The organism is Herminiimonas sp., from assembly GCF_030645555.1.
In the GTDB taxonomy this organism is placed as follows: domain Bacteria; phylum Pseudomonadota; class Gammaproteobacteria; order Burkholderiales; family Burkholderiaceae_D; genus Oxalicibacterium.
On record NZ_JAUSME010000138.1, the window covers coordinates 1 to 9,061 of the forward strand.

11 protein-coding genes are annotated in these 9,061 nt (G+C 56.2%); 8 read left to right on the forward strand and 3 right to left on the reverse strand.

Features of this window, described 5'->3' with window-relative positions; genetic code table 11:
• The 8 genes from Q7T06_RS05575 to Q7T06_RS05610 form a co-directional block, all read left to right on the forward strand.
• A partial coding sequence (locus Q7T06_RS05575) for a sodium/proton-translocating pyrophosphatase (RefSeq protein WP_304781589.1) occupies nt 1–502 on the forward strand: 502 nt, incomplete at its 5' end.
• Between the two features lie 189 nt (nt 503–691).
• A complete protein-coding gene (locus tag Q7T06_RS05580) occupies nt 692–1,912 on the forward strand; it encodes a patatin-like phospholipase family protein (RefSeq protein WP_304781590.1) in 1,221 nt (406 codons plus the stop codon).
• Between the two features lie 107 nt (nt 1,913–2,019).
• Nucleotides 2,020–2,394 carry a ribonuclease gene (locus tag Q7T06_RS05585; protein ID WP_304781593.1) on the forward strand — a complete coding sequence of 125 codons (375 nt, stop codon included), beginning with the start codon at nt 2,020–2,022 and terminating at the stop codon, nt 2,392–2,394.
• 46 nt (nt 2,395–2,440) lie between these two features.
• Nucleotides 2,441–2,839, forward strand: a complete 399-nt coding sequence (locus Q7T06_RS05590; protein WP_304781596.1) for a barstar family protein — start codon at nt 2,441–2,443, stop codon at nt 2,837–2,839.
• A gap of 155 nt (nt 2,840–2,994) precedes the next feature.
• Nucleotides 2,995–3,636: a phosphoribosylglycinamide formyltransferase gene (gene purN, locus Q7T06_RS05595; RefSeq protein WP_304781599.1), complete on the forward strand. Its 642-nt coding sequence runs from the start codon at nt 2,995–2,997 to the stop codon at nt 3,634–3,636.
• A gap of 49 nt (nt 3,637–3,685) precedes the next feature.
• Nucleotides 3,686–4,999, forward strand: coding sequence for an RsmB/NOP family class I SAM-dependent RNA methyltransferase (locus Q7T06_RS05600; protein WP_304781602.1), 1,314 nt, complete (start codon nt 3,686–3,688; stop codon nt 4,997–4,999).
• Complete coding sequence (locus Q7T06_RS05605) at nt 4,965–6,320, forward strand: mechanosensitive ion channel family protein (protein ID WP_304781604.1); 1,356 nt, start codon at nt 4,965–4,967, stop codon at nt 6,318–6,320. The genes Q7T06_RS05600 and Q7T06_RS05605 overlap by 35 nt, the downstream gene beginning before the upstream one ends.
• A gap of 109 nt (nt 6,321–6,429) precedes the next feature.
• Nucleotides 6,430–7,623, forward strand: coding sequence for a fatty acid desaturase (locus Q7T06_RS05610; RefSeq protein ID WP_304781606.1), 1,194 nt, complete (start codon nt 6,430–6,432; stop codon nt 7,621–7,623).
• 139 nt (nt 7,624–7,762) lie between these two features.
• Here Q7T06_RS05610 and rpmG read toward each other — a convergent pair whose 3' ends face one another.
• From rpmG to radC, 3 genes are all read right to left on the reverse strand, one after another.
• Entirely contained in the window at nt 7,763–7,930 is a 168-nt protein-coding gene (rpmG, locus tag Q7T06_RS05615; protein WP_009667251.1) for a 50S ribosomal protein L33, read from the reverse strand.
• 23 nt (nt 7,931–7,953) lie between these two features.
• Nucleotides 7,954–8,190: a 50S ribosomal protein L28 gene (rpmB, locus tag Q7T06_RS05620; protein WP_011871857.1), complete on the reverse strand. Its 237-nt coding sequence runs from the start codon at nt 8,188–8,190 to the stop codon at nt 7,954–7,956.
• Nucleotides 8,191–8,423: 233 nt separating this feature from the next.
• Nucleotides 8,424–9,061 (reverse strand): DNA repair protein RadC (radC, locus tag Q7T06_RS05625; RefSeq protein ID WP_304781634.1); only part of this gene is annotated, 638 nt, incomplete at its 5' end.

Here is a 9,061-nt window from a genome sequence, read left to right on the forward strand (position 1 = left end):
GCCTGAGTACGACAAGGCGGTCGACATGCTGACTACCGCCGCGATCAAGGAAATGATCATTCCGTCCCTGCTGCCGGTGGTGATACCGATACTGGTCGGCATGGTGCTTGGACCTGCAGCGCTGGGCGGCTTGCTGATGGGGGCGATCGTGACCGGTATCTTCGTGGCGATTTCGATGACGACCGGCGGCGGCGCCTGGGACAATGCGAAAAAATACATAGAAGATGGCCATCACGGCGGCAAGGGCTCCGAAGCGCACAAGGCTGCTGTGACCGGCGATACGGTCGGTGATCCATACAAGGATACGGCCGGTCCCGCCGTCAACCCCTTGATCAAGATCATCAACATCGTGGCTCTGCTGATGGTGCCGCTGCTGCCTGCCACCGGCCTGCAAGTCGCAACAGGTCATGGCGGTGCAGCGCAGGTGACTATCGTGGCGCCTGCGACCACGATAGTCGTGCCCGTGACCGAGGTCGTGATACCGGTGCCAGCCAAGCCCTAGTGCCGGCCAGCGTCAAATAAAAAAGGCAGCTGCGGCTGCCTTTTTTATTGTTGTAGCGGGATGGCTGCTGCAGCCTCTGCGCTTGCCTGTGCCTCGCCAGAGGGGATGGATGCAACAGAATCCCGCTAACAGCTTGCATTTGCGCGCTCAGGCTTGCCCGAAACATCAAAGCCCCTAATAATTGATCGCATGCAAAAACAAAAGAAAATCGGCCTGGTGCTGACGGGGGGCGGAGCAAGGGCGGCATATCAGGTTGGCGTGCTGGAATCCGTGTCAACGATACTGTGCGAGGCAGGCTGGGCCTCCGAGCGCAATCCCTACGACATCATTTGCGGCACTTCAGCCGGCGCGATCAATGCGACTGCGCTGGCCTGTCATGCCGACGATTTCTGCAGCGGATTGGGCAAGGTAGTCAACGTGTGGGAAAACTTCACCGCTGAGCAGGTTTATCGCTCCGACTCGCTGGGTGTCTTGCGTTCCGGTGCGAAATGGCTGTCGCTGCTGTCCTTCGGCTGGTTGATGCGCCAATGGAGAGCGAATCCACCCAACTCACTGCTCGACAATTCGCCGCTGGCCAGCCTCTTGAACAGCATGCTGAACCTGCCGCGACTGGATGCGGCCTTGATGGATGGTAAGTTGCATGCACTGGCGGTGACGGCTTCTTCTTATACGGCAGGCCGCCACATTACGTTTTATCAAAGCGAAGCCATAGTCGAGCCGTGGATACGGACGCAGCGGCTGGCGGTTCGCAGCCAGATCGGTGTTGAGCATTTGCTGGCATCATCGGCGATTCCACTCGTGTTCCCGGCGACGCCGATATTTTGCGAGGGCCGGCGCGAGTATTGCGGCGATGGTTCCATGCGCCAGATGACGCCGATTTCACCGGCGATACATCTGGGTGCGGATAAAGTGCTGGTGATAGGGTCGGGGCGTTTGCTGGAGCCGGCGCGTGATCCCCTGCTCAATGCGCAATATCCCAGTCTGGCGCAAATCGCCGGTCATGCGATGTCCAGCATCTTCCTCGACAGTCTGGCCGGCGATATAGAGCGCTTGAATCGCATCAACCACACCCTGTCTTTCATGACGGATGAGCAAAAGATGAAGACGCCTTTGCGGTCCATCGAAATGCTGACGATAGCGCCATCCGAGAGGCTGGATACGATCGCGAGCCGCCATATCGGCAGCCTGCCACGTCCGGTGCGCATGTTGCTGGCAGGCATAGGGGCGACTGAAGTGCGCGGCGCGGCGCTGGCTTCCTACCTTTTGTTTGAAAAAAGCTACACCTGCGAATTGATCAGTCTGGGGCGCAAGGATGCCCTGGCGCATAAAAATGAAATCCTTAAATTTTTTGCGTCGCAGGAACTGGCCAGCGTAGAACACACCGTGCTGGAGAGGGTGCGGGGCGCCTAGTTGCGGCGCAAGAATACGGGTTGATTCGTGCCGGACAACACGTTACTCTGGGGCATTCTAGGGTAGGCAAACAGTCTACATTTATTGCTATTTATCAAGGAATTGCGGTGAAAGTTAAATTAATCACACGGTTTTTCCTGTTTTTCGCTACATTATTACTTTCTTACAATGCTTTTGCTTTTGACACTGGCGTACTCGGAACGATACCAGCCCGGGATTTACCGCCAGAAGCGCAGCAAACCATCGCGTTGATCCGGCAGGGCGGTCCCTTTCCATATGAGAAAGATGGCGCCGTGTTTGGAAATTACGAAAGGGTTTTGCCGCAGCAAAAGCGCGGGTATTATCGCGAATTCACTGTTAAAACGCCACGTGCCCGCAATCGGGGTGCAAGGCGGATTATCGCTGGCGGGGAGCAAGCCAGGCCGCGCGAATATTATTACACCGCTGATCACTATAGAAGCTTCAAGCGGGTCATCGAGTGAAGAGTTTGTTTCGACGCTGATAATAAATTGCTGGAGATGAGGATAAATGAGTTTGTTTAAAACCGTGCCGCCAAATGTAGTGCAATCGATACGCGCTTTCCGCGTGGCCGATCTGCAAGCCGAGGCCGCACAGCTTGGGCAGCATTTCCTGTACGCGCATTGCGCGCATGCGACGACCAAACAGCAAGTCCTCGCCATCATCGCGGAAGCCTTCCATTTCCCCCGGCATTTCGGCAAGAATTTCGATGCACTGTCTGATTGCCTGACCAGTCTGGCGCATAAAGCGGGACCGCAGCCGGGCTTCCTGGTTGTGCTCGAACAGTTGCCGAATACACCAAAGTTCGACAAGGAAGCGCGTGAAACACTGCTCGATGTGTTCCGTGACGCAGCCGACTTCTGGGCCGACAAGAAAATCGCATTCCGGGTGTTTTACTCCTTCCAGTAATCTGCAATTGATGCCGCCGCGCTGGCGTGGCGGCTGCTCCATCCCCCAGTATCCCGAACTATCCCGACTGTAAACTGCGCATGCTGACGATGTTGTCAGTGCTTGCAGCGCTGTGCCCGAATCCGTAAGCGCCGCGGTACGGTACAATGCGCGCCATGAGAAGAATCGTCATTTTGATTTCCGGACGTGGCAGCAACATGGAAGCCATCATCCGGGCCGCGAAAAATGAAAAATGGCCGGCGCAAATTGTTGCTGTCATCAGCAACCGGGCTGACGCCAGCGGCCTGGATTATGCCGCCGCGCAGGGCATATCGGCGATAGTCGTCCCGCACAAGGATTATCCGACCCGGGAAGCCTTCGACGCCGCGCTGCAAGAGCGGATAGATGCGTTTTCCCCGGATGTCGTCGTTTTGGCCGGATTCATGCGCGTATTGACCACGCCGTTCGTCGCGCATTACGCCGGCCGCATGCTCAATATCCACCCATCGCTGCTGCCCAGTTTTACCGGTTTGGCAACGCATCGCCAGGCGCTGGCGGCCGGCGTCAAAGTCCATGGCGCGACTGTGCATTTCGTCACTGCCGACCTAGATCATGGTCCTGTCGTGGTGCAGGCTGTGGTGCCTGTGCTGGCGGACGATAGCGAAGCGACATTGGCAGCCCGCGTGCTGGAACAAGAGCATGTCATTTATCCGCGTGCGGTGCGTGCTTTCGTCGAAGGGCGCTTGTCGCTGGTCGATGGCGCGGTGCACCTGATACCAGACCAAGTCGAGCCGTCGCTGCAAGCGCCGGCTCAGTAATGAACAATCAACAGCATTAGCAGCACGCACATTTTATGAAGGAACTGACATGAGATTGCCTCCCGCGATCATTAACAACACCGAAGAAGTATTGCGCGAGATTTTGCGCTTTACCGGTCCGGCCGACAGCACACTGTCGCGCTATTTCCGCGATCACACCCGATTGGGCTCGCGCGAGCGCGGCGTGGTGGCGGAAGCCGTGTACGGCTTGCTGCGCAACAAATCTGTCTACACCAGCTTCGCTGAATCCGGCAACGGTCCGACGATGCGCCGCATGACCCTGCTCGGCCTGGCCGATGCAGTAGGAGTGGATGCGCTGGGCGGTTTGACCGAGGAAGAAACCGCATGGCTCAATCATGTGATGCAAATCGACCGTACCTTGCTGCCTGCCTTGTTGCGTTCCAACTTGCCGCAATGGCTGTTCGACAAGCTGGTCGCACGCGATGGCGAGGAAGCGACACTGGAGCTGGCGTATGCGATGAATCAACCGGCGCCGCTGGATCTGCGCGTCAACGCAATCAAGGCCACGCGTGAAGATGTGATGAAGGAACTGGCGCAAGCGCCTATCCTGTGCGAGCCGACTCCGTTTGCGCCGCTGGGCATACGCATCATCAAAAAACCCGCACTGCAAAATCTGCCCTTGTTCAAGAGCGGTGCGATCGAGGTGCAGGACGAAGGCAGTCAACTGCTGTCGCAAATTGTCGGCGCCAAGCGCGGTGAAATGGTGGTCGATTTCTGCGCCGGTGCAGGCGGCAAGACTCTGGCGCTGGGCGCGACGATGCGCAACACGGGTCGCCTGTACGCCTTCGATATTTCCGAAAAACGCCTGGCCAAGCTCAAGCCGCGTCTGGCCCGCAGCGGCCTGTCGAATGTGCATCCGGTACAGATCGCGCATGAAAACGATTCCAAGGTGAAGCGCCTGGCGGGCAAGATAGATCGCGTGCTGGTTGACTCACCGTGCAGCGGCCTGGGCACCCTGCGCCGTAATCCCGATGTGAAGTGGCGCCAGACGCCGCAATCGCTGGTGGAATTGAATGAAAAACAGGCTTCGATACTGACGGGCGCAGCGCGCCTGGTAAAAGCCGGTGGCCGTCTGGTCTATGCAACCTGCAGCATACTGGATGAAGAAAACGAAGCGATCGTCGAGCAGTTCCTCGCCGGGCGGGAAGATTTCGTTCTGGTTCCGATGAGTGCAGTGCTGGCCGAGCAAAAGATCGCGCTCGACATGGACAAGTATCTGAAACTGTCGCCGTCCAAGCATCACACCGATGGTTTTTTCGCGGCGGTATTGGAACGCAAAACCATCACGCAAAATCAGGGCGTACAAAATGAAGCAGAACCTGCTGTCGACGATTTGGGCTGATTTGTCGGCAGATCTGGGTCTTCCCGGTCTGCGCTGGCAAATCACCGCCCTGCTTATCTGCATTGCACTGGGCTGGGGGCTGGCACGCGCCGCACGCAGCGTGATTGCCGCGCATGAAGTGCAGGAAAACGCGATGCGCCGTTTGGGTGTGGAGAGCTTTACACGCGTCTTGTGGCCCTTGCTGACCCTGCTGTTGATTGCGCTGGCAAAACCGATAGTGGCGCGCTGGGAAGGTGTCGATCTGCTGCGCATTGCGATGCCGCTGGTCGGCTCGTTCGCGCTGATACGTCTGACTTTCTATGTGATGCGGCGCGTCTTTGCGCGCAGCGGCAGGGTAGGCAGCTTTGCCCTGCTGTTTGAAAAAAGCTTTGCCCTGCTGGTCTGGGTCGTGGTGGCCATGCATATCACCGGCCTGCTGCCGGACATCATCGCGTTTCTTGAAAATACGGTGGTCCCTCTCGGCCGGCATCAAGTCTCGATCATGACGGTGCTGCAGGCGGTGCTGTCGGTCGGCGTCACGCTGATTCTGGCACTGTGGGTGTCGGCAATGCTGGAAGAGCGCTTGATGCGGCTAGAAACCATGCATACCTCGATGCGCGCTGTATTGTCGCGCATGGGTCGTGCAGTGCTGATCCTGATTGCCTTGCTGGCCAGCCTCTCGATGGTCGGCATCGACTTGACGGTGCTGTCGGTCTTTGGCGGTGCACTGGGTGTCGGCCTCGGCCTGGGTTTGCAAAAAATCGCCAGCAGTTATGTCTCGGGTTTCGTGATCCTGCTGGAACGCAGTCTCGCGATCGGCGACACGGTGGTCGTCGATAAATTTACCGGACGCGTGTCGCAAATCAATACGCGTTACACGGTGCTGCGCGGCGGCGATGGTACCGACATGGTGGTGCCGAATGAAATGTTCGTCTCCAGCCCGGTGCAGAATTTTTCATTGACCGATAGCGTCATGCAATTGACGACGCGCATCACGGTGGATTACCGGACCGATATCGATCTTGCACTACGCTTGCTGGAAGAAGCGGCGCTGAGTGTGGAACGCGTGCGGGTCGGACCGGATCGCGGACCGGGTGCTGCGCTGCTGGCATTCGGTGCCGATGGCATTGATCTGCAACTGGGTTTCTGGGTCAACGATCCGGAAGGCCGTGGCGGCGTGCTTTCCGATGTCAATCGTGCAATCTGGCGCTCGTTTCAAACGCACGAAATCAATGTGCCGTTCCCGCAGCGTGAAATAAGATTAATTGATGAACAATATCGCGCGGTAAAAGAACATTTAAATTCACCTGCAGGCCGTCCCGGGCCTGATTCAGCCCCTTAAAAAGGGTACAATTCTCCTCGAAATTTTTAGTGTCCCTCTCGTTTTTATGCCGTCGGACACCATATAGGTATTACCTTGTTTTCATGGCATTCACAATGGAGCCACAATAATGTTAGATGTAGTACTGGATTTTCTGTCCAATGGCCTGACCCGCGCGAGCGGCTGGACAGTGTTTTTTTACGCACTCGCTGTCACGCATATCACGATAGCTGCAGTGACTATTTACCTGCATCGTTGCGCAACGCACCGCGGTCTGGACCTGCATCCGATTCCCAGCCATTTTTTCCGCTTCTGGTTGTGGATGACTTCCGGCATGGTTACCAAGGAATGGGTTGCCATCCATCGCAAGCATCACGCCAAATGTGAAACTGAAGAAGATCCGCACAGCCCGGTCACACGCGGCATCAAGAAAGTGTTTTTTGAAGGCTCGGAGTTGTATCGTGCCGAAGCCAAAAACATGGAAACGATAGAGAAGTACGGTTACGGTACGCCGGACGACTGGCTTGAACGCAATCTCTATACCGGCCGTAGCGCGACTGGCATCGTGCTGATGCTGATCATCAATGTGCTGCTGTTTGGCGTGATCGGTGTCTCAGTCTGGGCGCTGCAAATGGCATGGATCCCGATTACCGCTGCCGGCATCATCAACGGCATAGGTCACTACTGGGGCTATCGCAACTACGAATGCAATGATGCAGCGACCAACATTTTCCCTATCGGCATCCTGATCGGTGGCGAAGAGTTGCACAACAATCACCACACGTTTGGCACATCGGCCAAGCTGTCGTCCAAATGGTATGAATTCGACATCGGCTGGATGTATATCCGCATGCTGGAAACTGTCGGCCTGGCGAAAGTGAAAAAAGTGGCGCCTGCACCGAAATTCGAACATGGCAAACTGCATCTCGATTTCAACACGCTGCAATCGGTGATTTCGAATCGCTATGATGTCACTGCCAAATATACAAAATCGCTGAAGCTGACCTGGCATGCAGAAGTGGTACACCTGCAGGAAAAAGCCAAGCTGGAATCGGCTTTCCTGACGTCAGCCAAAAAACTGTTGCACCGCGAACCGGCCAAGCTGGAAGCGCCGCACAAGGAACAGCTGAGCGAGTTGTTCGCGCACAGCAAGGCGCTGCAGACCATGCATGAAATGCGGGTTGAGCTGGGTGCGCTCTGGGAACGTTCACACGCCACCAGCGACCAGTTGCTGCATCAACTGCAGGATTGGTGTGTACGCGCTGAAGCGTCCGGCATCACTGCACTGCGCGATTTTTCGTTGCGCCTGCGCAGTTACGCGTAAGCGATTCAGGCATCAAAAAAAGCCCGGTTACCCGGGCTTTTTTTATGGGTGAGCGCATTAAGACTACGCGCCGCTCTTGTCGGAGCATAAAAAAAAGCCGCTCGAAATAGAGCGGCTTTTTTTGAAACGCGTTGATCGATTACTTGATCTTGGTTTCTTTGTATTCAACATGCTTACGGACTTTTGGATCAAACTTCATGATCGACATTTTTTCCGGGGTCGTACGCTTGTTTTTGGTAGTCGTGTAGAAGTGACCCGTACCTGCGGTCGATTCCAACTTGATTTTGTCGCGGCCAGATTTCGCCATGATGGTTCCTTATATTCTGCTAGTTAGACTTTTTCGCCACGAGCACGCATGTCGACTAACACGGCATCGATGCCGATTTTGTCGATGACGCGCAGACCGGCGTTGGACAGGCGCAGGGAAACCCAGCGATTTTCCGACTCAACGAAAATGCGGCGATTTTGCAAGTTAGGCAAAAAACGACGTTTCGTTTTGTTGTTTGCATGGGAAACATTGTTGCCGACCATCGGCCCCTTCCCAGTGACTTGGCAGACACGTGCCATATTTGTGCTCCTAAAGATTTCCGGAATTGGAAAAAACGTGAGTATATCTAAAAAATCCAGATTATTCAACGACTTGCGTGAAATAATTGTGTCTTCTTTATTCTGGTTATTTAACAATTTACGGGCATTCCGGTAACACTCTCAATAATGAAGGTGGCTGCGGCTTGCAGCGCATGTCATCGCTGCCGAATGGCCGGGTGCCTGCGGCATGCAGGGTAAGCAAGTGCAGGTCTTTAGAGTTCGCCGTGTTCGGCAAATGAATAGACATGCCGGCCGGCCACCACAAAATGATCGAGCACGCGCACGTCTATCAGCGCCAGCGCCTGTTTCAGCGCCTGGGTAAGCGTGTGGTCGGCAGTGCTGGGCTCGGGCGTGCCGGAGGGGTGATTATGCGCGAGGATGATGCTGGCGGCGTTGCGCGCCAGCGCCGCCTTGACGACCTCCCTGGGATAGACCGAGGTATGCGTCAGGGTGCCGCGGAACAGTTCTTCGCAAGCGATCAACCTGTTCCTGACATCGAGGAACAGGATGGCGAACGACTCATAGGCTTTGCCGCCCAGCAGCAATTGCAGATACTGCTTCACTGCCTGTGGCGAGCTGAGCGCTATGCCGGCCTGCAGTTCTTCGGAAAGCGAGCGCCGCGCCAGTTCCAGCACTGCCTGCAGCTGCGCATATTTTGCCGGGCCGAGGCCATTGAGCTTGGAAAAATCATCCAGCGTGGCCGAGAACAAGCCATTGAGCGAGCCAAAATGCGCGACCATGTCGCGCCCCAGGTCGACGGCGCTTTTGCCAGTCACGCCCACGCGCAGGAATACGGCCAGCAATTCGGCATCGGACAGTATCGTGGCGCCATGCCTGATCAGGCGCTCGC

What these genes read in the sequence shown, in the direction of transcription:
- rpmG (WP_009667251.1), bottom strand. Translation starts at nt 7,930, where the DNA reads ATGGCGAAATCTGGCCGCGACAAAATCAAGTTGGAATCGACCGCAGGT.
- Q7T06_RS05605 (WP_304781604.1), top strand. Translation starts at nt 4,965, where the DNA reads ATGAAGCAGAACCTGCTGTCGACGATTTGGGCTGATTTGTCGGCAGAT.
- purN (WP_304781599.1), top strand. Translation starts at nt 2,995, where the DNA reads ATGAGAAGAATCGTCATTTTGATTTCCGGACGTGGCAGCAACATGGAA.
- Q7T06_RS05590 (WP_304781596.1), top strand. Translation starts at nt 2,441, where the DNA reads ATGAGTTTGTTTAAAACCGTGCCGCCAAATGTAGTGCAATCGATACGC.
- Q7T06_RS05600 (WP_304781602.1), top strand. Translation starts at nt 3,686, where the DNA reads ATGAGATTGCCTCCCGCGATCATTAACAACACCGAAGAAGTATTGCGC.
- Q7T06_RS05580 (WP_304781590.1), top strand. Translation starts at nt 692, where the DNA reads ATGCAAAAACAAAAGAAAATCGGCCTGGTGCTGACGGGGGGCGGAGCA.
- rpmB (WP_011871857.1), bottom strand. Translation starts at nt 8,190, where the DNA reads ATGGCACGTGTCTGCCAAGTCACTGGGAAGGGGCCGATGGTCGGCAAC.
- Q7T06_RS05610 (WP_304781606.1), top strand. Translation starts at nt 6,430, where the DNA reads ATGTTAGATGTAGTACTGGATTTTCTGTCCAATGGCCTGACCCGCGCG.